The organism is Pseudomonas sediminis (assembly GCF_002741105.1).
GTDB lineage: Bacteria > Pseudomonadota > Gammaproteobacteria > Pseudomonadales > Pseudomonadaceae > Aquipseudomonas > Aquipseudomonas sediminis.
Map to the genome: position 1 here is coordinate 1,027,678 of NZ_NIQU01000001.1, position 26,076 is coordinate 1,053,753.

Genomic DNA, 26,076 nt, shown 5'->3' on the forward strand with positions numbered 1-26,076 from the left:
AGTCGATGCAAGCCGCGCAAGGCGCCGGTCGTCGCGTGCTAAGATCGCCGACCTGTCAAAGGAGCTCCTGGCTTGCCCGACCTGATCCTGCGCCTTGCCCTGCCCTCGCCGCTGCGCCGCCTGTTCGACTACCTCGCCCCCGTCGGCGTGTCGCGCAGTGCCTTGCAGCCAGGCGTACGCCTGCGCGTGCCCTTCGGCCGGCGCGAGATGATCGGCGTGCTGGTTGAGGTCGACAGCCAGAGCGAGGTCCCATTGGGCAAGCTCAAGCCCGCCCTGGAGCTGCTCGACACCCGCCCACCGCTCCCGGCGTCGCTATTCAAGCTGTGCCTGTGGACAGCGCAGTACTACCAGCACAGCCTCGGCGACACCCTGAGCTGGGCGTTGCCGGTACTGCTGCGTCAGGGCGAGCCAGCCGAAACCCGCCAGGAGCGTTACTGGCTGGCCAGCAAAGGCGCCAGCGTCGACGACCCACGCCTTGCCCGCGCGCCACGCCAACGCGACGCGCTCAAGGCGCTGGCGCAACACCCTCATGGCGTGGCCCACAGCCTGCTCAGTCAGCTGCAACTCAACCGCGACAGCCTGCAGCTACTGCATGAGAAGGGACTGGTGCGGGTCGAGGTGCGCCGCACCCAGCCGCATGCCAAGCCCGCACACTGGCTGGCGCAACCGGAACTGCCGCTGAACGCCGAGCAGCGCGCCGCCGTGAATGCCGTGGCCTCGGGCTGGGATCAGTTCAATGCCTTCCTGCTCGCGGGTGTTACCGGCAGCGGCAAGACCGAGGTCTACCTGCAGTTGATCCACCAGTGCCTGGAGGCCGGCAAGCAGGCGCTGGTGCTGATCCCCGAGATCAATCTCGGCCCGCAGACCTTCGACCGCTTCGCTCGCCGCTTCAACGCTCGTATCGCCCTGCTGCATTCGGCGGTGAACGACCGCGAGCGTCTGGACGCCTGGTTGGCGGCGCGCGATGGTGAGGCCGACATCATCATCGGCACCCGCTCGGCCCTGTTCACGCCGATGAAGAACCCTGGGCTGATCATCGTCGACGAAGAACACGACGCCTCTTATAAACAGCAGGAAGGCCTGCGCTACCACGCCCGCGACCTGGCTCTGGTACGAGCCCGCCAGGAAGACGTGCCGATCGTGCTCGGCTCCGCCACGCCCTCACTGGAAAGCCTGCACAACGCCTACAGCGGCCGTTACGCCCTGCTCAAGCTGACCCAGCGCGCCGGCGGTGCCAGCCAGCCGCGCTTCCTGCGCCTGGACGTAAAGAGCCGGCCGCTGGACTCGGGCATCTCCGGGCCGATGCAGCAGGCCATCGCCCAAACCCTGGCGGCTGGTCAGCAGGTGCTGGTGTTTCTCAACCGCCGCGGTTTCGCCCCGACCCTGCTCTGCCACGATTGCGGCTGGCTATCCGAGTGCCCGCGTTGCGATGCGCGCATCACCGTGCACCAGCGCTATCAGGAACTGCGCTGCCACCACTGTGGCCATGTCGAACGGCAGCCGAGCAACTGCCCGAAATGCCAGCACGTCGACCTGCGTCCAGTCGGTGCCGGCACCGAACGCGCCGAAGAGCGCCTGGCGGTGCTGTTCCCCGACTACCCGGTGCTGCGCATCGACCGCGACAGCACCTCGCGCAAGGGCGCGATGGATCGCCTGTTCGCCACCATAAACAGGGGCGAGCCGTGCATCCTGGTCGGCACGCAGATGCTCGCCAAGGGTCACCATTTCCCGCGGGTGACGCTGGTGTCGATCCTCGACGCCGACGGCGGCCTGTTCTCGGCTGACTTTCGCGCCAGCGAGCGCATGGCGCAGTTGATCGTGCAGGTCGCTGGCCGCGCTGGGCGTGCCGAGGAGCCGGGCAAGGTGATCATCCAGAGCCACCTGGCCGACCACCCGCTGCTGGTGCAATTGACCGAGCAGGGCTACTTCGCCTTCGCCGAACAGGCCCTGAGCGAACGCCGCAGCGCCGGCCTGCCGCCGTTCTGCCATCTGGCTCTGCTGCGCGCCGAAGCGCACAAGCCCGGCCAGGCAGAAGGTTTTCTCGATGAGGCCTGCAGTGAGGCCGAGCATTTGCTGGGTGAGCTGGGATTGACCGGCATCGAACTGCTCGGCCCGGTACCCGCGCCGATGGAGCGCCGCGCCGGCCGCTTCCGCGCGCAACTGCTGGTCCAGGGCAACGCTCGCGCACCGCTGCACCGCCTGCTCAACCACTGGCTGCATGCTCTTGAGCAAATGCCCAGCGGCCGTGCGGTACGCTGGTCGCTGGACGTAGACCCGATCGATCTGTTCTGAGGCGACGCGCTGTAACAGGGTGATGCCTGCTTGTGGCTTGCAGCTTGCCGCTGCTCTTATAATGCGCAGTTTTCGACCAAAGCCCCAAGGCAACCCGAGCCGAACATGAAAGACAGCATTCGCCACCTGATCCAGCAAGCCCTCGACCGTTTGACCGCCGAAGGCGTGCTGCCTTCCGGCCTGACACCGGCCATTCAGGTGGAGAACACCAAGGACAAGAGCCACGGCGACTTCGCCAGCAACATCGCCATGATGCTGGCCAAACCGGCCGGCATGAAGCCGCGCGACCTGGCCGAGAAGCTGATCGCTGCCCTGCCGGCCGACGAACAAGTCACCAAGGTGGAAATCGCCGGCCCGGGCTTTCTCAATTTCTTCCAGAACAGCGATGCCCTGGCCCAGCGCCTGGAAACAGCGCTGGCCGATGCCAAGCTCGGCGTGCGCAAGAACGGCGCAGCGCAGCGCGTGGTGGTCGACCTGTCTGCGCCCAACCTGGCCAAGGAAATGCACGTTGGCCACCTGCGCTCGACCATCATCGGTGACGGTGTGGCGCGCGTGCTGGAGTTCCTCGGTGACGGCGTGATTCGCCAGAACCATGTCGGCGACTGGGGCACCCAGTTCGGCATGCTGCTGGCCTACATGCAGGAAAACCCGGCGGCCGCCGAAAGCGAGCTGGCCGACCTGGAAGACTTCTACCGCGCCGCCAAAAAGCGCTTCGACGAATCCAGCGAGTTCGCCGACCGCGCCCGCGAGCTGGTGGTCCAGTTGCAGGCCGGCGACGCCGAGTGCCTGCGCTTGTGGCACCGTTTCAACGACATTTCCCTGTCGCACTGCCAGGCGCTGTACGACCGCCTCGGCGTCAAGCTGAGCATGGCCGACGTCAAAGGCGAGAGCGCCTACAACGACGACCTGCCGAAAGTGGTTGCCGAGTTGGCCGCCAAGGGTCTGCTGACCGAAGACAACGGCGCGCAGTGCGTATTCATGGACGAGTTCAAGAATGCCGAAGGCAACCCGCTGCCGCTGATCGTGCAGAAGGCCGGCGGCGGCTACCTGTATGCCACCACCGACCTTGCCGCCACCCGCTACCGCGCCGGCACGCTCAAGGCCGACCGTGTGCTGTATTTCGTCGACCAGCGCCAGGCCCTGCACTTCCAGATGGTCTTCGCCTGCGCGCGCCTGGCAGGCTTCGTCCCCGCCAGCATGGAAATGGAACACATGGGCTTCGGCACCATGAACGGTCCGGACGGTCGCCCGTTCAAGACCCGCGACGGCGGCACCGTGAAACTGGTGCAACTGCTCGACGAAGCCGAACAGCGCGCCTACAGCCTGGTCAAGGACAAGAACCCGGACCTCGCCGAAGACGAACTGCGCAAAATTGCACGCGTGGTCGGCATCGCCTCGGTGAAATACGCCGACCTGTCCAAGCACCGCACCAGCGACTACAGCTTCAACTTCGACCTGATGCTGAGCTTCGAAGGCAATACCGCACCCTACCTGCTGTACGCCTATACCCGCGTGGCCGGTGTGTTCCGCAAGCTGGGCAAGGGCGTGGACGAGATCGGCGGGCAAATCGCCCTAGTTGCCGATCAGGAGCAAGCCCTGGCCGCCAAGCTGGCACAATTCAACGAGCTGCTCGGCAACGTCGCCGACAAGGGCACGCCGCACATTCTTTGTGCCTACCTGTATGACCTCGCCGGCCTGTTCTCCAGCTTCTATGAGAATTGCCCGATCCTGAGCGCCGAGGACGAAGCCACCCGCGACAGCCGTCTGCGTCTGGCCGCCCTCACCGGCCGCACTCTCAAGCAGGGCCTGGAGCTGCTCGGCCTGGAAACCCTGGAGCGGATGTAAATGGCAGCGCGCAAGAAGCCGGCACCGAAACGCGGCGCCAGTCGCTATCAAGCCCCAGCGAAGAAACCCGTACCAGGGTGGATCTGGCTGGCCTGCGGCCTGGTGGTCGGCGGTTTCTTCATGTTTCTGTTCAGCCTCGAACCGGGCCGTGACGAGATCAAGCGCGACAAGGGCGAGCAGGTCCGCAGTACCAAACCGGAGCCGAAGCCGACGCAACCCGAGCCGTCCAGACCCAAGTACGATTTCTACACCCTGCTGCCGGAGTCGGAAGTGATCCTGCCGCAGGCACTGGAAGAAACGCCGCCACCCGTGCCCGAACAGAAACCGGTCACCCCGGAAGAAGCCGCGAAGATCGACACCGCTCGCGCCGAAGCTGCGCTCAACGGCCAGGTGCCGCCGCCTGCGCCGCCGGTACTGGCCAGCGCGCCCGTCACCACGCAGTTCTTCCTCCAGGCTGGCTCGTTCCGCAAGCGTGATGATGCCGACACTGTGCGCGCGCAGATCATCCTGCTCGGCCAGAACGTACGCGTGGAAACTGGCAAGGTGCGCGACGAGACCTGGCACCGGGTTCTAGTCGGCCCCTTCGCCAGTCGCGAGCAACTCGCGGCCGCGCAGAAGACCCTCGCTGGCAACGGCTACAGCAATCTGCTGTTACAGCAGCGCCAGGTCCGCTGATCGTCCGACAGGCCGTTGAAAAACGTAGGCGAGGCAGGCTGGCCGAGGCAAAAACAGCCGAAAAAGCGCAGCTTACGCGTTGTAAATGAGCATTTTGAGGCTGTTTTTAACGACGGCAAGACAACGCAGGTAGTTTTTCAACAGCCTGTTGAGCCCGCCGCCGGTTGAAAATCTGCGGCGGGCACCCCATCTGAGTTTCCATCCGGGCAAGTTCGCCCCGCAGCGTGGAGATTCACCCTTGACCACCATCGTTTCAGTGCGCCGCCACGGCAAGGTCGTGATGGCTGGCGACGGCCAGGTTTCCCTCGGCAACACCGTCATGAAGGGCAACGCCAAGAAGGTGCGCCGCCTCTACCACGGCCAGGTACTGGCCGGCTTCGCCGGTGCCACCGCCGACGCCTTTACCCTGTTCGAGCGCTTCGAAGGCCAGCTCGAGAAACATCAAGGCCACCTAGTACGCGCCGCCGTCGAGCTGGCCAAGGACTGGCGTACGGACCGTAGCCTGAGCCGCCTGGAAGCCATGCTGGCCGTAGCCAACAAGGATGCCTCCCTGATCATCACCGGCAACGGCGACGTGGTCGAACCCGAGGAAGGCCTGATCGCCATGGGCTCCGGCGGCAACTTCGCTCAGGCCGCCGCGCGCGCCTTGCTGATGAAGACCGACCTGTCGGCCCTTGAGGTAGCGCAGACCGCACTCGGCATCGCCGGCGACATCTGCGTGTTCACCAACCATCATCAGACCATCGAGGAACTGGACGCTGCCGAGTAGCGTCCACTGCCTCAGAACCTGTTCCCGATGCCGACGAACAGGCGCTCACAGTTTCCCGATAGCGAGCCAGATTCCATGTCCATGACGCCCCGCGAGATCGTCCACGAACTCAACCGCCACATCATCGGCCAGGACGACGCCAAGCGCGCCGTCGCCATCGCCCTGCGCAATCGCTGGCGGCGCATGCAGCTGCCGGCCGAACTGCGCCAGGAAGTGACGCCGAAGAACATCCTGATGATCGGCCCAACCGGTGTCGGCAAGACCGAAATCGCCCGTCGCCTGGCCAAGCTGGCCAACGCGCCGTTCCTCAAGGTCGAGGCGACCAAGTTCACCGAAGTCGGCTACGTCGGCCGCGACGTCGAGTCGATCATCCGCGACCTGGCCGATGCCGCCGTGAAGATGCTGCGCGAACAGGAGATCACCAAGGTTCGTCACCGTGCCGAAGATGCCGCCGAAGAGCGCATCCTCGACGCGCTGCTGCCACCTGCACGCCAGGGTTTCGGTGATGAGCCTGCGCGCAGCGAGGATTCCAATACCCGTCAGCTGTTCCGCAAGCGCCTGCGCGAAGGTCAGTTGAACGACAAGGAAATCGATATCGAAGTGGCCGACTCACCCATGGGCGTCGAGATCATGACCCCGCCGGGCATGGAGGAGATGACCAACCAGCTGCAGAACCTGTTCTCCAGCATGGGCAAGGGCAAGAAGAAGAGCCGCAAGCTCAAGGTCGCCGATGCCCTCAAGCTGGTACGCGACGAGGAGGCCGCGCGCCTGGTCAACGAGGAAGAACTCAAGGCCCGCGCACTGGAAGCCGTCGAGCAACACGGCATCGTCTTCATCGACGAGATCGACAAGGTGGCCAAGCGCGGCAACACCGGCGGCGCCGATGTTTCTCGCGAGGGTGTGCAGCGCGACCTGCTGCCGCTGATCGAGGGCTGCACGGTCAACACCAAGCTGGGCATGGTCAAGACCGACCATATCCTGTTCATCGCCTCGGGCGCTTTCCACCTGAGCAAGCCGAGCGACCTGGTGCCCGAGCTGCAAGGCCGACTGCCGATTCGCGTCGAGCTCAAGGCGCTGAGCCCGCAGGACTTCGAGCGCATCCTCAGCGAGCCGCACGCTTCGCTTACCGAGCAGTACAGTGCGCTGCTGCAAACCGAGGGTTTGAGCATCGAATTCGCCGAAGACGGCATCAAGCGCCTGGCGGAGATCGCCTGGCAGGTCAACGAGAAAACCGAGAACATCGGTGCCCGTCGCCTGCACACCCTGCTCGAACGCCTGTTGGAGGAAGTCTCCTTCAGTGCCGGTGATCTGGCTGGCCAGCAGAACGGCGAACCGATTCGCATCGACGCAACCTACGTCAACGGCCACCTCGGTGAGCTGGCGCAGGACGAAGACCTGTCGCGCTATATCCTGTAAGCCCCGTAGCCCGGATGCAGTCCGGGGCCCCTGAAAAGCCCCCGGATTGCATCCGGGCTACCGATAGCGGAAATCAGCCATGCCCATCCCCAGCGCGATCAAACTGCACAAGGCCTCGAAAACCCTGGAGCTGCGTTATGGTGAGCAGAGCTATCGGCTCAGTGCCGAGTTTCTGCGCGTGCATTCGCCCTCGGCCGAAGTGCAGGGGCATGGCAAGCCGATCCTGCAGACCGGCAAACTCAACGTCGGTCTCGAGCGCATCGAACCGGCTGGCAACTACGCACTGAAACTGTGCTTCGACGATGGCCACGACAGCGGCCTGTTCACCTGGGAATACCTGTACGAACTGGCCACACGCCAGGACGCGCTGTGGAGCGACTACCTGGCCGAACTCAGCGCTGCTGGAAAATCTCGCGACCCCAGCGAGTCGGTCGTCCGCCTGATGCTCTGAGCGGCTGCAAAAGCCTCGACGCAGAGCGCTCGCGCCCATCACATAGAGTCACGTTAGCGACAGTTAGAGCGCGTTTTCTAATCTATCGCGGCATACTCCTGCCCCACTGACCAGCTTGCTTAACTTCAAAAACTCGGGTAACCAAGGAACTGGCAGGTTCCCTGCATTTGGCTGTGCCGGATGCAACGAAAGATGCGGACTCGATCCGCCCCCGGTTAACCCGAGCAGTACCAGGCCCTGTGTCGCCGCGCGCCCCCACAGGCCGGTATTCGTCTCAGGACAATGGAGCGTCGTAGATGAGTGATAAGAATAACGAAGACCTGAAACGCCAGGCCTCGGAAAACACCCTGGGGCTCAACCCAGTGATTGGCATCCGCGGCAAGGATCTCCTGACATCTGCCCGCATGGTGCTCACCCAGGCACTCAAGCAACCCTTCCACAGCGCCAAGCATGTCGCCCATTTCGGCCTCGAACTGAAGAACGTCATGCTCGGCCAGTCCGCGCTCAAGCCTGAAGACGGTGACCGCCGCTTCGCCGACCCGGCCTGGAGCCAGAACCCGCTGTATCGTCGTTACCTGCAGACCTACCTGGCCTGGCGCAAGGAGCTGCACGACTGGATCGAGCACAGCTCGCTGTCCGAGCAGGACGCCAGTCGCGGCCACTTCGTGATCAACCTGATGACCGAAGCCATGGCGCCGTCCAACAGCATGGCCAACCCGGCCGCGGTCAAACGCTTCTTCGAAACCGGCGGCAAGAGCCTGCTCGACGGTCTCTCGCACCTGGCCAAGGACATGGTGCACAACGGCGGCATGCCCAGCCAGGTGAACATGGAGGCCTTCGAGGTCGGCAAGAACCTGGCCACCACCGACGGCGCCGTGGTCTTTCGCAACGACGTGCTGGAGCTGATCCAGTACAAGCCGATCACCGAGAGCGTGCACGAACGCCCGCTGCTAGTGGTGCCGCCGCAGATCAACAAGTTCTACGTCTTCGACCTGTCGCCAGACAAGAGCCTGGCGCGTTTCCTGCTGCGCAGCCAGGTGCAGACCTTCGTGGTCAGTTGGCGCAACCCAACCAAGGCGCAGCGCGAGTGGGGCCTGTCCACCTACATCGAGGCGCTCAAGGAAGCCATCGACGTCATCTGCGCCATCACCGGCAGCAAGGACGTCAACATGCTCGGCGCCTGCTCTGGCGGCCTGACCACCGCCTCCCTGCTCGGCCATTACGCCGCTCTCGGCCAGCAGAAGGTCAACGCCCTGACCCTGCTGGTCAGCGTGCTCGACACCCAACTCGACACCCAGGTGGCGCTGTTCGCCGACGAGAAAACCCTGGAAGCGGCCAAGCGCCGTTCCTACCAAGCCGGCGTGCTGGAAGGCAGCGACATGGCCAAGGTGTTCGCCTGGATGCGCCCCAACGACCTGATCTGGAACTACTGGGTCAACAACTACCTGCTCGGCAACGAGCCACCGGTGTTCGACATTCTCTACTGGAACAACGACACCACACGCCTGCCAGCCGCCCTGCACGGCGAGTTCATCGAGATGTTCCAGACCAACCCGCTGACCCGCCCGGGCGCGCTGGAAGTCTGCGGCACACCGATCGACCTCAAGCAGGTCACCTGCGACTTCTTCGTCGTCGCCGGCACCACCGACCACATCACGCCGTGGGACTCCTGCTACAAGTCGGCTCACCTGTTCGGCGGCAAGTGCGAGTTCGTGCTATCCAACAGTGGCCACATCCAGAGCATCCTCAACCCGCCGGGCAACCCCAAGGCGCGCTACATGACCAATAGCGAGATGCCGCTGGACCCGAAGGCCTGGCAGGAAAGCTCGACCAAGCACGCCGACTCCTGGTGGCTGCACTGGCAGACCTGGCTGGCCGAGCGCTCAGGCAAGACCAAGAACGCGTCCACCACCCTGGGCAACAAGAAATTCCCGGCCGGCGAAGCCGCCCCGGGCACCTACGTACACGAACGTTGATGCTGCGCCTCTGGCGCCACACTGCCCGCGGCACTGGGAAGTGCCGCACGTCACGACGGCCTGGCCGGGCGTGACGAACCAGGATTGCCCTGGTCATTCTGGAAGCGGCCAGGATCGTCGCCTCCAGCGCTTAACTCCATAGGGGCTGCGCCCATGCCGCAACCATTCGTATTCCGCACCATCGACCTCGATGGGCAGACCATCCGCACCGCGGTGCGTCCGGGCAACAGCCAGTTGGTGCCGCTGCTGATCTTCAACGGCATCGGCGCCAACCTGGAGCTGGTGATGCCCTTCGTCGCCGCCCTGGACCCGGAGCTGGAAATCATCGCCTTCGACGTTCCTGGCGTGGGTGGCTCATCGACCCCGGCCACCCCTTACCGGTTTCCCGGTCTGGCCAAGCTGGCGGCGCGCATGCTGGACTATCTCGACTACGGTCAGGTCAACGCCATCGGTGTGTCCTGGGGCGGCGCACTCGCGCAGCAGTTCGCCCATGACTACCCCGAGCGCTGCAAGAAGCTGATCCTCGCCGCCACCTCGGCCGGCGCGGTGATGGTGCCAGGCAAGCCCAAGGTGCTTTGGCGCATGGCCAGCCCGCGGCGCTACGTGCAGCCGTCCTACGGCGTTCGCATCGCCCCGGATATCTACGGCGGCGCCTTCCGTCGCGACCCCAAGCTGGCCATGGCGCATGCCAGCAAGGTGCGTTCGGGCGGCAAGATGGGCTACTACTGGCAGCTGTTCGCCGGCCTCGGCTGGACCAGCATCCACTGGCTGCACAAGATCCGCCAACCGACGCTGGTGATGGCCGGCGACGACGACCCGCTGATCCCGCTGATCAACATGCGCCTGCTGGCCTGGCGCATTCCCAACGCCGAGTTGCACGTGATCGACGACGGCCACCTGTTCCTGGTGACCCGCGCCGAAGCGGTGGCACCGATCATCATGAAGTTTCTCGAAGAGGAACGGCACCGCGCGGTGATGCACCCGCAGCCGACACCTGTGCGCCAGCATTGACCCGCACCAGCTTAGTGCGCAATGTAGGGCATGCGCGACGAAGGGGCCGATAACGGCCCCTTCGATTTTCGACGCGGCGCTCTGGAATGCACTTCCCGCGCGCCTGGTACAGGGCTTGCTGCACAGGTTGCACAAGCACAAGGCGCGCGTCAGGCAGTCCGCGCCATGAAAGTCTCTTGCGGGTCGTGCTCAACGACCTGCCAGGCGGTTTGACGATGGAGTGTTACACCATGCGAGACAAGTCGAACCCGGCCTCACTGCCGGCACCTGCCAGTTTCATGAATGCCCAGAGCGCGGTAGTGGGCGTACGCGGCCGCGATCTGTTGTCCACCATGCGCCTGCTGGCCGCCCAGGGCCTGAAGAACCCGGTACGCAGTGGTCGTCACCTGCTGGCCTTCGGCGGCCAGCTTGGCCGGGTGCTGCTCGGCGACACCCTGCACAAGGTCAATCCGCAGGATGCCCGTTTCGCCGATCCAACCTGGCACCTCAACCCCTTCTATCGCCGTAGCCTGCAGGCCTATCTGGCATGGCAGAAGCAACTGGCGGCATGGATCGACGACAGCGATCTGTCAGCCGATGATCGCGCCCGCGCGCGCTTCCTCGCCGCGCTGATGAGCGACGCGCTGTCGCCCTCCAATAGCCCGCTCAACCCGCAGGCGCTGAAGGAGCTGTTCAATACCGGCGGCAGTAGTGCATTCAAGGGCTTGCGCCACCTGCTCGACGACCTGCTGCACAACGACGGCATGCCCAGCCAGGTGACCAAGCATGCTTTCGAGGTCGGTCGTAACCTGGCCTGCACCCCCGGCGCAGTGGTGTTTCGCAACGAGCTGCTGGAGCTGATCCAGTACAAGCCGATGAGCGAAAAGCAGTACCTGCGCCCGCTGCTGATCGTGCCGCCGCAGATCAACAAGTACTACATATTCGACCTGTCCAACGACAAGAGCTTCGTCCAGTACGCACTGAAGAACGGCCTGCAGACCTTCATGATCAGTTGGCGCAACCCCGATCCACGGCATCGCGAATGGGGCCTGTCGAGCTACGTGCAGGCGGTCGAGGAGGCCGTCGACGCCTGCCGCGCGATCACCGGCAGCAAAGACGTCAACCTGCTCGGCGCCTGCGCCGGCGGCCTTACCATCGCCGCCCTGCAAGGCCACCTGCAGGCGCGCCGGCAGTTACGCAAGGTTGCCAGCGCTACCTATATGGTCAGCCTGCTCGACAGTCAGATCGACAGCCCGGCTATGCTCTTCGCCGACGAGGAAACCCTGGAGTCGGCCAAGCGTCGCTCCTACCAGCAAGGCGTGCTGGATGGTCGCGACATGGCCAGGGTATTCGCCTGGATGCGCCCCAATGACCTGATCTGGAACTACTGGATCAACAACTACCTGCTCGGCAAGCAGCCGCCGGCTTTCGATATCCTCTACTGGAACAACGACAACACCCGCCTGCCCGCTGCACTGCATGGTGACCTGATCGACTTCTTCAAGCACAACCCGCTCAGCCGCAGCGGCGGCCTGGAAGTCTGTGGTACGCCGGTGGACCTGGCCAAGGTCACTGTCGACAGCTTCAGCGTGGCCGGCATCAACGATCACATCACGCCCTGGGACGCGGTCTACCGCTCGACCCTGCTGCTCGGCGGCAACCGCCGCTTCATCCTCTCCAACAGCGGCCATATCCAGAGCATTCTCAACCCGCCGGGCAACCCCAAGGCCAACTACTACGAGAACGCCAAGCTCACCTCCGACCCGCGCGCCTGGTATCACGACGCCCAGCATCAGCAGGGTAGCTGGTGGCCGCAGTGGCTGGAGTGGATTCAGGCGCGCTCCGGCGAGCAACGCGCGACGCTGATGACCCTGGGCAGCCAGAAGCATCCGACCATGGAGGCGGCACCCGGCACCTACGTGCATATCCGCTGAAAGCGGTGGCCGCCAGCACGCTGGCCGGTTATCGTCAGCCCTCGCGCAGTCGAACAAGAAGCCAAGGATGAAAACCCGCGAACGCATTCTGCAAACCGCCCTGCAGTTGTTCAACGAGCAGGGCGAGCCCAATGTTTCGACCCTGGAGATCGCCAACGAGCTGGACATCAGCCCAGGCAATCTCTACTACCACTTCCATGGCAAGGAGCCGCTGGTACTGGAACTGTTCGAGCGCTTCCAGAGCGAGATGGCGCCGCTGCTCGACCCACCCGCAGAGGCCCAGCTGGACGTCGAAGATTACTGGCTGTTCCTGCACCTGATCGTCGAGCGCCTGTCGCAATACCGCTTTCTGTTCCAGGATATGTCCAACCTGGCGGGACGTTTGCCGAAACTGGCACGAGGCATTCGCCATTGGCTGAACGCGCTGAAACGCACCCTGGCCGCCCTGCTCGCCCGCCTGATGGCCGATGGGCAATTGAACAGCGGCACTCAGGCTCTCGGCCAACTGGTCGAGCAGATCACTCTGACCCTGCTGTTCTCCCTCGACTACCAGCGCATCCTCGACCAGCAGGGTGAAGTGCGCCTGGTGGTGTACCAGATCATGATGCTGGTCGCGCCGCACCTGAACCAGCCGTCACGCGGCACCGTCGAGCACCTGGCACAGCGTTATCTGGAAGCCTGACGCGCACCCTAGGTTGCTGCGCTTGGCGCACACCTTGGGCCGGAAATGAAAACGCCCGGCACTAGGCCGGGCGTTTTTGATCCTGAGACACTCAGGACGAGGTGGCTGGGGTTGCCGGAGTGGCAGCCGGAGCCGGTGCAGCGGTCGGGGTCGCAGCAGCGGCAGGTGCCGGAGCCGGTGCAGCCGGTTTCGGCGCTGCTGCCTTGGGCGCAGCCGGCTTCTTCGCTGCGGGTTTCTTCGCCGCCGCCGGTTTGGCCGCAGGCTTGGTTACGGGCTTGGCGGCTGCTGCTGGCTTGGCAGCGGGTTTCGCTGCGGCCTTGGCTGCCGGTTTCGCCGCGGGCTTGGCCGCAGGTTTGGCTGCTGGCTTGGCCGCTGCCGCAGGTTTTGCGGCAGCTTTTGCAGTGGCCGGTTTGGCTGCGGGCTTGGCTGCAGCTTTAGCAGCAGGTTTGGCGGCCGGTTTTGCAGCGGGTTTGGCAGCTGCTTTCGGAGCCGGTTTGGCGGCTGCTTTCGCGGCAGGCTTAGGCGCAGCCTTGGCTGCTGGCTTGGCCACCGATTTCGCCGATACACCGGTAATTTTTTCCAGCTGCTTGGTCAGGCTGTCGACCTTGTCGTTCAATGCCTTGACCTCGTTGCGGCTGGGCACGCCCAGACGCGAGATGGCATTGTTCAGACGCTTGTCGAAAGCCTCTTCCAGCTCACCCCACTTGCCGATCGCCTTGCCCCGGACTTCATCGACCTTGGACTTGGCGGAACCGACCTTGGAGCCGACGCCGGCTTTCACCGCACCAACCTGCTTGTCGACTTCACTCTTGGCCTGCTTCTCAGCCTTCTCGCCGTCCTTGACCAGCGTATCGAACAGCTTGGTGCCGTCCTTGCTGACCTTGGAGTAAGCGCCCAAGCCTGCCAACCAGATCTGACGCGAGTATTTCTCGACCTCGCCGATCCAGGAGCTGGTCTGTTTCTCGGTTTTCTTCTTAACAGCCATCCTGATCTCCTTATTTGGTACGCGCGACATGCTCGAGCAACGCGCTCAGCTCATCCAGCTTAGCAGAGAGTGCTTCAACATCCTGCTTGGACGGAATGCCGATACGGTTCAGAGCGGAAGCCACACGAGTATCGAAAGCCTTCTCGATCTTGTCGAGTTGAACTTCGACCTTGCCTTTAACGCTGGTGACATTGGAATTGACCGACTGCTTGACCGATTCGATCTGGCTGTTGGCGGCTTCTACCTGCTCGTCGACCAGCTTTTTGCCTTTGCTCTCGACGCCTTCACCGGCCTTGACCAGTTCCTTGAAGTATTCAGCCCCCTCGACACCCGCCTTGGCGTAAGCGCCCAGGCCAGCGAGGTAGATCTTGCGGGCATAGCCCTTCACGTCGTCGAACAGACCGGCTTTGTCTTCGACCACGGTTTCTACTTTTTTCTTCACGGATACTTTCGACATGGTGCACCTCACGCGCTTTGACAGTTAGCGGAAACGCCCACGGAATGCAGGCTTGGGTACACCCTAAGGAGAAAAATTAGAAATCGCATACTAGGAGCAAGCGAGAGTACGCATGCTCAAGCACCCCAGCAAAAGGTGCGCACAGCGTACCCTACCGGCTTGCTACCAATCTTAGGCCAGCGACTTGTCCAGCACCTGCTCGATCTCGCGCTGGATCATGCCGCCCATGGGCGATAGCAGCAGACCGAGCTTGAGCTCGACACGCACAGTGTTTTCACCCACCGCGATGCTGCCGTCGGCACCGCTGCGCTTGAACTCCAGGGTGTCGCCGTTCCAGCGATAGCGCACGTCGTACTCGCTGGCCAGGCGTTCGGCCAGGCGCTCGGCCTTTTCGCGGGCGCCTTCGCGACCGAGGGAATGGGATCGTTCGACACGAATACGGGACATGGAAACTCCTTGAACTGGCAGCGTGCCGCGCGGCTGCGGCATGAGGTCACATCACTCTACCAGCCCATCGGGCAAGCGGGCACCCAGGCAAGACAAAGGCGCCAGGCGCCTTTAGAATGGTGCGGTTTTCTACCCGGTGAGAGCGACATGAGCGATCCACGCAAGGCCCAGGAGCAGGAACCCACCACCCACTTCGGTTTCCAGGACGTACCGGAAAGCCAGAAAGCGGAAAAGGTGGCTGAAGTCTTCCACTCGGTGGCGGCCAAGTACGATCTGATGAACGACGTGCTGTCCGGCGGCCTGCACCGCCTGTGGAAGCGTTTCACCATCGAACTGTCCGGCGTGCGTCCCGGTAACCGTGTGCTGGACATCGCCGGCGGTACCGGGGATCTGACCCGCAAGTTCGCCAGCATCGTCGGCCCGACCGGTGAAGTGGTGCTGGCCGACATCAACGACTCCATGCTCAAGGTCGGTCGCGACCGCCTGCTGGACAAGGGCGTGGCCGGCAACGTGCAGTTCGTTCAGGCCGATGCCGAGAAGCTGCCGTTCCCCGACAATCACTTCGACGTGGTCACCATCGCCTTCGGCCTGCGCAACGTCACCCACAAGGATGCGGCCATCGCCTCCATGCTGCGCGTGCTCAAGCCCGGTGGTCGCCTGCTGGTGCTGGAGTTTTCCAAGCCCGGCAACCCGCTGCTGGCCAAGGTCTACGACACCTACTCGTTCAGCTTCATGCCACTGGCCGGCAAGCTGATAACCAATGACTCGGAAAGCTACCGCTACCTCGCCGAGTCGATCCGCATGCACCCGGATCAGGAAACCCTCAAGGCGATGATGGTCGATGCCGGCTTCGAACGCGTCACCTACCACAACATGACCGGCGGCATCGTCGCCCTGCACCGCGGCATCAAGCCCTGATGCTGCTAACCGGGCTGCTGGCCGGCGTCGAAACGGGCCTCAACCGGGTTCTCGGCCTCGACGGCACGGCCTTGCCGCGCCTGCAGGCGCTGAGCGGCAAGGTCATCGCCGTGCACTGCCAGAGCCCCGCTCTGGAGCTGTTCATCCTGCCCAGCGGTGACGGCCTGCAACTGGCGTCGCAATGGCATGCACCGCCAGACTGCACGCTCACCGCACCCGCCGCCAGCCTGGCGCGCCTGGCACTGAGCCGCGACAAGACCGCCGTGCTGCACCGACCGGAGGTCTCGCTCGATGGCGACAGCGCGGTGCTGCTGCAACTGGCCGGCATCCTCCAGGATCTGGAGCTGGACTGGGAATACGAAGTCTCCCGCTGGCTCGGCCCGGTGGCCACTACCCTGCTCGCCGGCCATCTGCGCAGCCGGGTTAACCTGGCCAGCAACGGCGCTGCCAGCCTCAAGCAGGACCTGGCCGACTACCTGGCCGAAGAGTCACGCACGCTGGTGGGCCAGCGCGAAGCCGATGTGCGCTTTGCCGAGCTGGACCATCTCAAACTCGCCCTCGACCGCCTGGAAGCACGCATCGAGCGCCTCACTTCTGCCAATAAGTCCGACGCATGAAGCTGCTTGCCGTTCGCCGTCTGCTGCGTATCCAGCGCGTGGTCATCCGCTATCAACTGGACGACCTGCTCCTCGAACTGCCGCTGCCATTCTGGCTGCGCGCACTGTCCTGGCTGCTGCCGTGGCGCTGGCTGCCGCGCAAACCGTCGCAACTGTCGCGCGGCGCACGCCTGCGCCTGGCGCTGGAAGACCTCGGACCTATCTTCATCAAGTTCGGCCAACTGCTGTCCACTCGCCGCGACCTGATGCCGCCAGACATCGCCGACGAACTGGCGCGCCTGCAGGATCAGGTACCGCCGTTCCCCGAAGCCCAGGCCATCGCCCTGATCGAGCGTCAGCTCGGCGCACCGGTGAGCGAACTGTTCGCCCGCTTCGACAGCCAGCCGCTGGCCTCTGCCTCGGTCGCGCAGGTGCATGCCGCGCAGCTCAAGACCGGCGAGGAAGTGGTGGTCAAGGTCGTACGCCCAGGCCTCAAGCCGGTGATCCGCCAGGATCTGGCCTGGCTGTTCCTGATCGCCCGCATTGCCGAGAAGGCCTCGGCCGATGCCCGCCGCCTGCGCCCGGTGGAAGTGGTCAGCGACTACGAGAAGACCATCTTCGACGAGCTCGACCTGCTGCGCGAGGCGGCCAACGCCAGCCAACTGCGGCGCAATTTCGACGGTTCGCCGCTGCTCTACGTACCGCAGGTGTACTGGGACCTGTGCCGTCCGCAGGTGCTGGTGATGGAGCGCATCTATGGCATTCCGGTCACCGACCTGGCCACCCTGGCCGACCAGCGCACCGACATGAAGCTCCTGGCCGAGCGCGGCGTGGAGATTTTCTTCACCCAGGTGTTCCGCGACAGCTTCTTCCACGCCGACATGCACCCTGGCAACATCTTCGTCAGCACGCGCACGCCCTGGAGCCCGCAGTACATTGCCATCGACTGCGGCATCGTCGGCAGCCTTACCGACGAGGACCAAGACTACCTGGCGCGCAACCTGCTGGCTTTCTTCAAGCGTGACTACCGCAAGGTCGCGCAGTTGCACATCGACTCCGGCTGGGTGCCGGCGGAGACCAAGGTCAACGAGTTCGAGGCTGCCATCCGCACCGTCTGCGAGCCGATCTTCGAGCGGCCGCTGAAAGACATCTCCTTCGGCCAGTTGCTGCTGCGCCTGTTCCAGACCGCACGGCGCTTCAACATGGAAGTGCAGCCGCAATTGGTGCTGCTGCAGAAGACCCTGCTCAACATCGAAGGCCTCGGCCGCCAGCTGTATCCAGACCTGGACCTGTGGAGCACCGCCCAGCCCTATCTCGAACGCTGGATGCGCGAACGCATCAGCCCGCTGCACCTGCTGCGCAATCTGCAGCAACAGGCCGAGCAGGTGCCGCACCTGTCGCAGATCGCCCGCGACACCCTGGAGCGCCTGCAGCGCTCGCAGCAACGCGAAGAGCAGCACCCCAGCAGCGACCGATGGCCACTACGCCTGCTCGGCGCCGCACTGATCGCTGCCGGTACCATTCAAGGCCTGGCACCGCTGCTGGCCGCCTGGCCCGCCTGGCTGATGGTCGGCGGCGGACTCTATCTGGTGCTGCGCCGATAGCCAGTTGGCCGCGGCACTGGCACACTTGGTGAATTCACGGGCCCAAGGGCCCGGCAGACTTGGAACACCGATGAAAGATTGGCTCGACGAAATCCACTGGAACGAAGACGGCCTGGTGCCAGCGATAGCCCAGGATTACCAGAGCGGCCGCATCCTGATGATGGCCTGGATGAACCGCGAATCCCTCGCTCTCACCGCCGCCGAGAACCGCGCCATCTACTGGTCGCGCTCACGTGGCAAGCTGTGGCGCAAGGGCGAAGAGTCCGGCCATGTGCAGAAGCTGCACGAACTGCGCCTGGACTGCGACGCCGACGTCATCGTGCTGATGGTCGAGCAACTGGGCGGCATCGCCTGCCACACCGGTCGCGAGAGCTGCTTCTATCGCGTATACGAGAATGGCGACTGGAAAACCGTCGACGCCGTGCTGAAAGACCCGCACGCCATCTATGCAGGACACAGCCATGAGTGACACCCTGAGCCGCCTGGCCGAGGTACTGGAAGCGCGCAAGGGCGCAGCGGCCGACAGCTCCTATGTCGCCAGCCTTTATCACAAGGGCCTGAACAAGATTCTGGAAAAGGTCGGTGAGGAATCGGTGGAAACCATCCTCGCCGCCAAGGACGCCGCCACCAGCGGTGACTGCAAGGACCTGATCTACGAAACCGCCGATCTGTGGTTCCACAGCCTGGTCATGCTCGCCGCCCTCGGCCAGCATCCTCAGGCCGTGCTGGATGAACTGGATCGCCGTTTCGGCCTCTCCGGCCACGCGGAAAAAGCCGCGCGACCGCAATCCGAATAACTTTCACAACGGAGAACTCATCATGGGTTTCGGCGGTATCAGCATCTGGCAACTCCTGATCATCCTGCTCATCGTGGTCATGCTTTTCGGTACCAAGCGCCTGAAAGGCCTGGGCTCGGATCTGGGCGACGCGATCAAGGGCTTCCGTAAATCGATGGATAGCAGCGAAGCTGAAAAGCCCGCCGTGGAAGAGCCCAAGGGCCAGACCATCGATGCCCAGGCACGCAAGGTCGAAGAGCCGGCGAAGAAAGACTAAGCCATGTTCGACATCGGTTTTACCGAGCTATTACTGGTCGGCCTCGTGGCTCTGGTGGTGCTCGGCCCTGAGCGCTTGCCCGGCGCCGTGCGCACGGCCAGCCTGTGGATCGGCCGGATCAAGCGCAGCTTCAACTCGATCAAGGCCGAGGTGGAGCGCGAGATCGGTGCTGATGAAATTCGTCGCCAGCTGCACAACGAGCGGATTCTGGAGCTGGAGCGCGAGATGAAGGCGATGAAGCAGGACATTCTCGGCACCGGCAGCAGTAACAGCCCGCCAGCCGAGAACAGCGCCAAAGCGACCACCGAAACGGCCCAGAGCGTTCAGGACAAGAATCCCCAGCCATGAGCAATAATCCACAAGCCGACCAGGAAATGCCCCTGGTCTCGCACCTGGCCGAGCTGCGTACTCGCCTGTTGCGCTGTGTAGTGATCATCCTGCTGATCTTCGCCGGCCTGTTCTACTTCGCTCAGGATATCTACGCTCTGGTAGCAGCGCCGCTGCGCGCCTACCTGCCGGAAGGCGCGACGATGATCGCCACGGGCGTCGCCTCGCCGTTTCTCACGCCGTTCAAACTGACGCTGATGTGTGCGTTGTTTCTCGGTATGCCGGTGATCCTGCACCAGATCTGGGGCTTCATCGCGCCAGGGCTGTATACCCACGAACGGCGTATCGCGGTGCCACTACTGGTCTCCAGTATTTTCCTGTTCTATGCCGGCATGGCCTTCGCCTACTTCGTGGTGTTCCCGATCATGTTCGGCTTCTTCGCCAGCGTGACGCCGGAAGGCGTGGCGATGATGACCGACATCGGCCAGTACTTGGACTTCGTCCTGACCCTGTTCTTCGCCTTCGGCGTGGCATTCGAGATCCCCATCGCCACATTTCTGGTGATCTGGGTCGGGCTGGTAGACGTCGCCACACTGCGCAAGAGCCGCCCCTACGTGATCGTCGGCTGCTTCGTGGTCGGCATGGTGCTGACGCCGCCGGACGTGTTCTCGCAGACGCTGCTGGCAGTACCTATGTGGCTGCTGTTCGAGGCCGGCGTGCTGGCTGGTGCCATGGTCAAGCGCAAGCGCGACGAGGAACAGACCGAGGAAGAAGCCGAGGCCGAGCCCGAAGACCAACCACCCGCACCACTACCGTGAATCTGCTGCTGCTGGAAGACGCCGACTTCGTCGACGGCGACCGGGTGCGTCTCAGTGGCAGGCGCCTGAAGCATCTGCATGAAGTGCATCGCGCCGAAACCGGTGACCGCCTGCGCGTCGGTCGCCTTGACGGCTTGATGGGCGAAGGTCGACTGATCGCTCTGGATGCCGAGCACGCCGAACTGCAGGTCAGCCTCGACCAACCCCCACCGGCCAAGCTGCCGCTGACGCTGATCCTCGCCCTGCCCCGCCCGAAGATGCTCAAGCGCGTGCTGCAAACCGTTAGCGCCATGGGCGTACCGCGCTTGGTGCTGGTCAACAGCTATCGCGTGGAGAAGAGCTTCTGGCAGACGCCATTTCTCGAGGCCGAGGCCATTCGCGAACAACTGATTCTGGGCCTGGAACAGGCGCGTGATACGGTGCTGCCCGAGGTGAGCATCGAGAAACGCTTCAAGCCCTTCGTCGAGGATCGCCTGCCGGCGTTGGCAGCAGGCACGCTCGGCCTGACCGGCCACCCCGGTGATTACCCATCATGCCCGCGTGCAGTAGAGGAACCAGTGACCCTGGCCATCGGCCCGGAAGGTGGCTGGATTCCCTACGAAGTCGAGCTGCTGCGTGAAGCCGCAGGCCTGCAGCCGGTGCAACTCGGCGAGAGAATCTTGCGAGTGGAGACGGCCGTGCCGGCGTTGCTGGCCAGATTATTTTGATGCCCTGAGCGGTAGATAAGCTCCGAGTCATCCACTCTAGAAGCCGTAGCCTTTACTACGACTCAGGTAACAGCATCTGAAGCCTGATCCGACATATCGCAGTGATCCTCCCGCAGCGCCAAGGGCATACGCAGAATGACCAAAGTGCCAGCAACGCGATCGTGCAGCCCCTGCTTGCGCTTATCCACTGTCATCCAGACAGCCAACAAGAGAAAGGCATAGCCACCAAGCACGACAATCAATGCCACGAAAACCAAATAGCGTAGAGCCAGCCGCCACCACAGCGGTCGCTCTAATGTGCGAGCGTCCACCAGTTCGGCGCTAACGGCCCTCATTCCTGGGGTCTTACCCCAAAGGTGCCAACAGAACAGAAAATAGACTGGCCCCGACAGCACTAGCGCTACTTTGCTCAGCAGAGCGAACAGACCGCCATAACCGGTGGTGAAATGCATCAACAATGCCGCGCCCAGAATACCTGCAACCGACAGAATTGTTACCGAAAGGAAATCCAGTAAAGCGCCAGCCCCGCGGTCGAGGATACCTACAAGTTGGTACTGCTGCCCAGAGCCTTGGTGCTCATAGGTAAAACGATTGATACGGCGGTCGTCCATTCCCATTCACTCTCATTTTTGGAACATATCTGCTGATACTCAAACCTCCAACAGGAAGGTCACCGGCCCATCGTTGACCAAGTGCACCTGCATATTGGCGCCGAAGCGCCCGGTGGCGACCTGCGGGTGCTGGGCCTTGGCCATTTCGACCAAACCGTCGAACAGAGCAGCACCTTGCGCAGGCGGTGCAGCGCTGGAGAAGCTGGGGCGCATGCCGCTCTTGGTGTCAGCCGCCAATGTGAACTGCGAGACCAGCAACAGGCCACCCTGCATATCCGTCAGCGAACGATTCATCTTGCCCGCTTCATCGCTGAACACGCGGTAGTTCAGCAGCTTGTGCAGCGCGCGCGACAGACTGGCCTGATCGTCCTGCGGTTCGATGCCGACCAGCGCCAGCAGGCCCTGATCGATGCGCCCGACCACTTCCCCTTCCACCTCCACCCGCGCCTCAGTGACGCGCTGGATCAGCAGCTTCACGCATCCTCCGGCGGCAGGTCGAGCAGGCGTCGCGACAGCTCATCCGCGGCGCGCACCAGGGCATCGGTAATGCCGGGCTCAGCTGCAGAGTGCCCGGCATCACGGATGATCTGCAGCTCGCTGTTGGGCCATGCCTGATGCAGCGCCCAGGCATTATCCAGCGGGCAGATCACGTCGTATCGGCCATGCACGATGATGCCCGGCAGGTGGGCGATCTTCGGCATGTCACGGAGCAACTGGTTGGGTTCGAGAAAGGCGTCGTTAACGAAGTAGTGGCATTCGATGCGGGCGATGGACAGTGCGCGATGGGCATCGCTGAATCGGTCGACCACCTGGCTGTTGGGACGCAAGGTGGCGGTGCGCCCCTCCCAGGTGGACCAGGCCTTGGCCGCATGCATCTGGGCGATCTGGTCGGCACCGGTCAGGCGTTTGTAGAAGGCCTGTATCAGGTCGCCGCGCTCCTCCGCCGGGATGGGCGCCACGTAATCTTCCCAATAATCAGGAAACAGGCGGCTGGCGCCCTCCTGATAGAACCAGCTGAGCTCCTGCGGCCGGCACAGGAAGATGCCGCGCAGGATCAACCCATGCACGCGCTGCGGATGCGTCTGCGCATAAGCCAGCGCCAGGGTGGAACCCCAGGAGCCGCCGAACAGCACGAACTTGTCGATGCCCAGGTGCTCGCGAATACGCTCGATATCGGCGATCAACGCCTGGGTGGTGTTGTTCTCCAGGCTCGCGTGCGGCGTGGAGCGGCCGCAGCCACGCTGGTCGAAGGTGACGATGCGATACAGAGCAGGATCGAAGTAGCGGCGGCTGGCCGCATCGCAGCCGGCGCCAGGGCCACCATGGATGAACAGTACCGGCAACCCATCCGCAGAGCCGCTCTCGTCGACGTAAAGCACGTGCGGTTGCTCGACCGCCAGCTCATGGCGGGCGTAGGGTTTGATCTCCGGATACAAAGTCTGCATGGTTGGCTCCTGTTGGCTGGGCTACAACTGCCGTGTTCCACTCTGCCCGGCATCATAACCATGAAAAGGAAGTTCAGCATGTCGATGCGTCATCTGGCTTGGTCGCTGTTTATGTCCTTCACCCTTCTGCTCGCCGGCTGCGGTGGTCGTGACGACCCACAGGCAGCGCTGGAGGCGGCCGTACAGCAGTTGCAGGACAATATCGAGGCCAAGAGCACCGGTGCGGTGCTGGACCTGCTACATGATGATTTCCTGGCCCGCCAGGAGCTGGACCGTGAATGGGCCAAACGCACCATGACCCTGCTGTTCCTGCGCCACAAGAACATCAAGGTCATCGCACTGGGCAAGAACAGCTGGATCGACTCGGCAATCAGCAGCAAGGGTTATACCGAAGCGCAGGTGGGTCTTAGCGGCGCCGAAGGGTTGATTCCCGACAGCGCGCGGCACTACTCGGTGAAGCTGGAATGGTGGCTGGACGGCAACGAGTGGAAACTCGCGCGACTGGACTGGGAGTGAAAGCGTAGCCCGGATGCAATCCGGGAAATCCAGGGCAGACATCCCCGGATTGCATCCGGGCTACAGTTGGATCAATCGGGCTGGCGCCAGATCAGATCCGAGGTCACGTAACCCTGCTCACGCGCCACGCTGAGCAGCTTGTCGCGGGTTTCCTGATCGATCTCCGGGGTGCGTGACAGCAGCCACAGGTACTTGTGCTTCGGGTGGCCGACCAGCGCTACACGATAATCCTCGTCGTGGTAGATCACCCAGTAGTCGCCCTTGATCGGTAGCAACTTGCTGGCCCAGTTATCGAAGCGCACCCAGAGTTTGTCGGTCTTTCCTTCGACCTGTGGCTCGGCGACGCCCTTGGCCTCGATCCATTCACCGTCCTTATCACGGCAGCGGTTGGTGACGTCGATGCGCCCGTCGTCACGCAAACCGTAGTGCGCTTCGGACTGCGCGCAGTTGCGCTGAAAGAACATCGGCAGGCGCGCCAGCTCGTACCAGGTGCCCTGGTAGCGCTGCAGGTCGACCTGCATGGTCTGTGGTGGCGGCTTCTGAATGCTGCCGGTACCGGAGTTGGCGCAGCCGGCGAGGGCGAGAATGGCACTGGCGATTAGGATCGAACGCATGGAGGCTCCTGTTTACTTGAGTCCCTTACCGGAGAACAGCATGACCTTGTCCCCGGCGTACTGGACGCTGATATAGGCCTTGTCGTCGCCCCAGGTGCAACTGGTCATCCCCAACGCACCGGCACATTCGCGGGGCGCGCCGAGCAGGCTTTCCACCTCCTGCTTGCTCATACCGGCTTTGAGCTTGGAGTAGTTTTCCTGATTGACCTTGCCGCAAGCGGCGAGCAGGCAACAGGCGAGCAACGCGACGATACGCATCGACATGGATGAAGCTCCTGATGGGAAGGTGCCAGCAAGCTTGGCATAGCCGGCGACGACTTGCCCGCTTGGAGTTCAGAAACGCGAGCCGGGTTCCCGCAGGAAGGCCAGCTCTTCGTCGCTGGATGCGCGACCGAGAATCGCATTGCGATGGGGAAAACGACCGAAGCGAGCGATCACGCGCTGATGGCGCTCGGCGTAATCGAGGAAATTAGCGAACAATGGACGCTCATTGGCAGCGGCTTCGCTGAGCAGATCAGCAAACAGTTCAACCGCACGCTTCTGCAACGGCAGATCTTCGGCGTGCTCGAAGACCAGATAGGCAAAGACACGCTGGATCGGCGTCAGCCGGCGGTCCCAGCCGCGCTCCAGACCATCGCGCAGCAGCGGGCGAGCCCGTTGGTCTCCCGCAAATGCGCGTGGTGTGTCGCGAAAGATCATGCGCGGCAGTTGATCAAGCAGGATCAGTTGCGCCAGCCAGCCCTGCGGATCGTCCGCCCAGCCTTGCAGCTCGCCAATCAGTGCCTGCTCGACCCACGCGCCGAAGCGCACCTCGGCTTCACGGTCCTGGCTGTCACGCTTGCCGAACCACAACGCCTGGCGCGCCGCAGCCACCTCGGTGGCGGTGCCGTGATCAACACCGAACCACCAGTCGAGCAGCGGCTGCCAGGCCTGCATCAGCTGCGATGGTACGCGGTGATGCGCAGCACTTCTTCCTTGGAGCCAAGGTACACCGGTACACGCTGGTGCAGGGAAGTGGGCTGGATATCGAGAATGCGCTGGCTACCGTCGGTTGCAGCGCCGCCAGCCTGCTCGATGATCATCGACATCGGGTTGGCCTCGTACATCAGGCGCAGCTTACCCGGCTTGTCCGGCTCGCGAGCATCGCGCGGGTACATGAACACGCCGCCACGGGTGAGGATGCGATGCACATCGGCCACCATCGAGGCGATCCAGCGCATGTTGTAGTTACGCCCCAGTGGCCCGGTTTCACCGGCCAGCAGCTCGGAAACGTAACGCTGCACCGGGGCTTCCCAGTGGCGCTGGTTGGACATGTTGATGGCGAATTCCTTGGTCGACTCCGGCACCTTGATGTTGTCGTGGGTGAGCACGAAGCTGCCGAGTTCACGATCCAGAGTGAAGCCCTTCACGCCGTCGCCGAGGGTCAGCATCAGCATGGTCTGCGGGCCATAGATGGCGTAGCCGGCCGCGACCTGCTGAGTGCCCGGCTGGAGGAAGGCCTCCTCGCCCAGGTCGCCGGTCTGGCCATTGCGCTCAGGGCAACGCAGCACGGAGAAGATGGTGCCGACCGAAACGTTGACGTCGATGTTGCTGGAGCCGTCCAGCGGGTCGAATACCAGCAGGTAGGCACCTTTCGGATACTTGCCGGGGATCTGGTAGGCGTTGTCCATTTCCTCGGACGCCATGCCGGCCAGGTGGCCGCCCCACTCGTTGGCTTCGAGCAGAATCTCGTTGGAAATCACATCGAGCTTCTTCTGCACTTCGCCCTGCACGTTTTCGCTGTCCAGGCTGCCCAGCACGCCGCCGAGGGCGCCCTTGGACACCTGATGGCTGATCGCCTTACAGGCCCGCGCCACGACTTCGATAAGGAAACGCAGGTCGGCCGGGGTGTTATGGCTGCGAGTCTGCTCGATCAGGTAGCGGCTCAGGGTGACGCGGGACATGGACG

The 26,076-nt window shown here is 63.4% G+C and carries 30 protein-coding genes; 20 read left to right on the forward strand and 10 right to left on the reverse strand.

Annotation, left to right across the window (positions count from 1 at the left end):
* The first annotated feature begins 72 nt into the window (after positions 1 to 72).
* The 10 genes from CDO35_RS04720 to CDO35_RS04765 all read left to right on the forward strand — a co-directional run bounded on the left by CDO35_RS04720 (position 73) and on the right by CDO35_RS04765 (position 13,030).
* Positions 73 to 2,292, forward strand: coding sequence for a primosomal protein N' (locus tag CDO35_RS04720; RefSeq protein WP_099522794.1), 2,220 nt, complete (start codon positions 73 to 75; stop codon positions 2,290 to 2,292).
* 105 nt (positions 2,293 to 2,397) lie between these two features.
* Positions 2,398 to 4,137 (forward strand): arginine--tRNA ligase, encoded by a 1,740-nt coding sequence (argS, locus tag CDO35_RS04725; protein ID WP_099522795.1) that lies wholly within the window; start codon positions 2,398 to 2,400, stop codon positions 4,135 to 4,137.
* Positions 4,138 to 4,812 carry an SPOR domain-containing protein gene (locus CDO35_RS04730; RefSeq protein ID WP_099522796.1) on the forward strand — a complete coding sequence of 225 codons (675 nt, stop codon included), beginning with the start codon at positions 4,138 to 4,140 and terminating at the stop codon, positions 4,810 to 4,812. It abuts the gene before it with no gap.
* A 238-nt stretch (positions 4,813 to 5,050) separates the two neighbouring features.
* Complete coding sequence (hslV, locus tag CDO35_RS04735) at positions 5,051 to 5,581, forward strand: ATP-dependent protease subunit HslV (RefSeq protein WP_004372920.1); 531 nt, start codon at positions 5,051 to 5,053, stop codon at positions 5,579 to 5,581.
* A 75-nt stretch (positions 5,582 to 5,656) separates the two neighbouring features.
* Positions 5,657 to 6,997: an HslU--HslV peptidase ATPase subunit gene (hslU, locus tag CDO35_RS04740; RefSeq protein WP_099522797.1), complete on the forward strand. Its 1,341-nt coding sequence runs from the start codon at positions 5,657 to 5,659 to the stop codon at positions 6,995 to 6,997.
* A gap of 79 nt (positions 6,998 to 7,076) precedes the next feature.
* Positions 7,077 to 7,448 (forward strand): gamma-butyrobetaine hydroxylase family protein, encoded by a 372-nt coding sequence (locus CDO35_RS04745; protein WP_099522798.1) that lies wholly within the window; start codon positions 7,077 to 7,079, stop codon positions 7,446 to 7,448.
* 296 nt (positions 7,449 to 7,744) lie between these two features.
* A complete protein-coding gene (phaC, locus tag CDO35_RS04750) occupies positions 7,745 to 9,424 on the forward strand; it encodes a class II poly(R)-hydroxyalkanoic acid synthase (RefSeq protein ID WP_099522799.1) in 1,680 nt (559 codons plus the stop codon).
* Between the two features lie 153 nt (positions 9,425 to 9,577).
* Entirely contained in the window at positions 9,578 to 10,435 is an 858-nt protein-coding gene (gene phaZ, locus CDO35_RS04755; protein WP_017678527.1) for a poly(3-hydroxyalkanoate) depolymerase, read from the forward strand.
* Positions 10,436 to 10,665: 230 nt separating this feature from the next.
* Positions 10,666 to 12,348 (forward strand): class II poly(R)-hydroxyalkanoic acid synthase, encoded by a 1,683-nt coding sequence (gene phaC / locus CDO35_RS04760; protein ID WP_099522800.1) that lies wholly within the window; start codon positions 10,666 to 10,668, stop codon positions 12,346 to 12,348.
* 67 nt (positions 12,349 to 12,415) lie between these two features.
* Positions 12,416 to 13,030, forward strand: coding sequence for a TetR/AcrR family transcriptional regulator (locus CDO35_RS04765; protein WP_099522801.1), 615 nt, complete (start codon positions 12,416 to 12,418; stop codon positions 13,028 to 13,030).
* A 91-nt stretch (positions 13,031 to 13,121) separates the two neighbouring features.
* Here CDO35_RS04765 and CDO35_RS04770 read toward each other — a convergent pair whose 3' ends face one another.
* From CDO35_RS04770 to CDO35_RS04780, 3 genes are all read right to left on the reverse strand, one after another.
* Positions 13,122 to 14,015 (reverse strand): phasin family protein, encoded by an 894-nt coding sequence (locus tag CDO35_RS04770; RefSeq protein WP_099522802.1) that lies wholly within the window; start codon positions 14,013 to 14,015, stop codon positions 13,122 to 13,124.
* Positions 14,016 to 14,025: 10 nt separating this feature from the next.
* Complete coding sequence (locus CDO35_RS04775; RefSeq protein ID WP_099522803.1) at positions 14,026 to 14,472, reverse strand: phasin family protein; 447 nt, start codon at positions 14,470 to 14,472, stop codon at positions 14,026 to 14,028.
* A gap of 171 nt (positions 14,473 to 14,643) precedes the next feature.
* The gene (locus CDO35_RS04780) at positions 14,644 to 14,919 is read right to left on the reverse strand and encodes a polyhydroxyalkanoic acid system family protein (RefSeq protein ID WP_099522804.1); all 276 of its coding nucleotides are present in this window, start codon (positions 14,917 to 14,919) and stop codon (positions 14,644 to 14,646) included.
* Between the two features lie 147 nt (positions 14,920 to 15,066).
* On the opposite strand from CDO35_RS04780, the gene ubiE reads away from it, so the two are divergent.
* From ubiE to CDO35_RS04825, 9 genes are all read left to right on the forward strand, one after another.
* Positions 15,067 to 15,837: a bifunctional demethylmenaquinone methyltransferase/2-methoxy-6-polyprenyl-1,4-benzoquinol methylase UbiE gene (ubiE, locus tag CDO35_RS04785; protein ID WP_099522805.1), complete on the forward strand. Its 771-nt coding sequence runs from the start codon at positions 15,067 to 15,069 to the stop codon at positions 15,835 to 15,837.
* Positions 15,837 to 16,454 carry a ubiquinone biosynthesis accessory factor UbiJ gene (locus tag CDO35_RS04790; protein WP_099522806.1) on the forward strand — a complete coding sequence of 206 codons (618 nt, stop codon included), beginning with the start codon at positions 15,837 to 15,839 and terminating at the stop codon, positions 16,452 to 16,454. The genes ubiE and CDO35_RS04790 overlap by 1 nt, the downstream gene beginning before the upstream one ends.
* The gene (gene ubiB, locus CDO35_RS04795; RefSeq protein ID WP_099522807.1) at positions 16,451 to 18,037 is read left to right on the forward strand and encodes a ubiquinone biosynthesis regulatory protein kinase UbiB; all 1,587 of its coding nucleotides are present in this window, start codon (positions 16,451 to 16,453) and stop codon (positions 18,035 to 18,037) included. Before CDO35_RS04790 ends, ubiB begins: the two co-directional genes overlap by 4 nt.
* Before the next feature lie 70 nt (positions 18,038 to 18,107).
* A complete protein-coding gene (gene hisI / locus CDO35_RS04800) occupies positions 18,108 to 18,506 on the forward strand; it encodes a phosphoribosyl-AMP cyclohydrolase (RefSeq protein ID WP_099522808.1) in 399 nt (132 codons plus the stop codon).
* Entirely contained in the window at positions 18,499 to 18,834 is a 336-nt protein-coding gene (locus CDO35_RS04805) for a phosphoribosyl-ATP diphosphatase (RefSeq protein WP_099522809.1), read from the forward strand. The genes hisI and CDO35_RS04805 overlap by 8 nt, the downstream gene beginning before the upstream one ends.
* A 22-nt stretch (positions 18,835 to 18,856) precedes the next feature.
* Positions 18,857 to 19,090, forward strand: a complete 234-nt coding sequence (gene tatA, locus CDO35_RS04810; protein WP_099522810.1) for a twin-arginine translocase TatA/TatE family subunit — start codon at positions 18,857 to 18,859, stop codon at positions 19,088 to 19,090.
* Between the two features lie 3 nt (positions 19,091 to 19,093).
* Positions 19,094 to 19,438, forward strand: coding sequence for a Sec-independent protein translocase protein TatB (gene tatB, locus CDO35_RS04815; protein WP_099522811.1), 345 nt, complete (start codon positions 19,094 to 19,096; stop codon positions 19,436 to 19,438).
* Positions 19,435 to 20,235, forward strand: coding sequence for a twin-arginine translocase subunit TatC (gene tatC, locus CDO35_RS04820; RefSeq protein WP_099522812.1), 801 nt, complete (start codon positions 19,435 to 19,437; stop codon positions 20,233 to 20,235). The genes tatB and tatC overlap by 4 nt, the downstream gene beginning before the upstream one ends.
* Positions 20,232 to 20,942: a 16S rRNA (uracil(1498)-N(3))-methyltransferase gene (locus tag CDO35_RS04825; protein WP_099522813.1), complete on the forward strand. Its 711-nt coding sequence runs from the start codon at positions 20,232 to 20,234 to the stop codon at positions 20,940 to 20,942. Before tatC ends, CDO35_RS04825 begins: the two co-directional genes overlap by 4 nt.
* Before the next feature lie 62 nt (positions 20,943 to 21,004).
* Here CDO35_RS04825 and CDO35_RS04830 read toward each other — a convergent pair whose 3' ends face one another.
* From CDO35_RS04830 to pip, 3 genes are read right to left on the reverse strand one after another with little or no spacing between them, the layout of a single operon-like run.
* Entirely contained in the window at positions 21,005 to 21,559 is a 555-nt protein-coding gene (locus tag CDO35_RS04830) for an RDD family protein (RefSeq protein WP_099522814.1), read from the reverse strand.
* A 33-nt stretch (positions 21,560 to 21,592) separates the two neighbouring features.
* On the reverse strand, positions 21,593 to 22,030 hold the full coding sequence (gene dtd, locus CDO35_RS04835) for a D-aminoacyl-tRNA deacylase (protein ID WP_099522815.1): 438 nt from the start codon (positions 22,028 to 22,030) through the stop codon (positions 21,593 to 21,595).
* Positions 22,027 to 22,998 (reverse strand): prolyl aminopeptidase, encoded by a 972-nt coding sequence (pip, locus tag CDO35_RS04840; protein ID WP_099522816.1) that lies wholly within the window; start codon positions 22,996 to 22,998, stop codon positions 22,027 to 22,029. Before pip ends, dtd begins: the two co-directional genes overlap by 4 nt.
* A gap of 78 nt (positions 22,999 to 23,076) precedes the next feature.
* Between pip and CDO35_RS04845 the strand changes: the two genes are divergently transcribed.
* Entirely contained in the window at positions 23,077 to 23,514 is a 438-nt protein-coding gene (locus tag CDO35_RS04845) for an LPS-assembly lipoprotein LptE (RefSeq protein WP_099522817.1), read from the forward strand.
* 71 nt (positions 23,515 to 23,585) lie between these two features.
* On the opposite strand, the gene CDO35_RS04850 is transcribed toward CDO35_RS04845, so the two are convergent.
* The 4 genes from CDO35_RS04850 to CDO35_RS04865 all read right to left on the reverse strand — a co-directional run bounded on the left by CDO35_RS04850 (position 23,586) and on the right by CDO35_RS04865 (position 26,071).
* Entirely contained in the window at positions 23,586 to 24,128 is a 543-nt protein-coding gene (locus tag CDO35_RS04850; protein WP_099522818.1) for a lipocalin family protein, read from the reverse strand.
* A 12-nt stretch (positions 24,129 to 24,140) separates the two neighbouring features.
* Positions 24,141 to 24,392, reverse strand: coding sequence for an outer membrane protein assembly factor BamE domain-containing protein (gene bamE / locus CDO35_RS04855; protein WP_099522819.1), 252 nt, complete (start codon positions 24,390 to 24,392; stop codon positions 24,141 to 24,143).
* A gap of 69 nt (positions 24,393 to 24,461) precedes the next feature.
* The gene (locus CDO35_RS04860) at positions 24,462 to 25,064 is read right to left on the reverse strand and encodes a DUF924 family protein (protein WP_099522820.1); all 603 of its coding nucleotides are present in this window, start codon (positions 25,062 to 25,064) and stop codon (positions 24,462 to 24,464) included.
* Entirely contained in the window at positions 25,064 to 26,071 is a 1,008-nt protein-coding gene (locus CDO35_RS04865) for a class 1 fructose-bisphosphatase (protein WP_099522821.1), read from the reverse strand. Before CDO35_RS04865 ends, CDO35_RS04860 begins: the two co-directional genes overlap by 1 nt.
* Between the last annotated feature and the right edge of the window lie 5 nt (positions 26,072 to 26,076).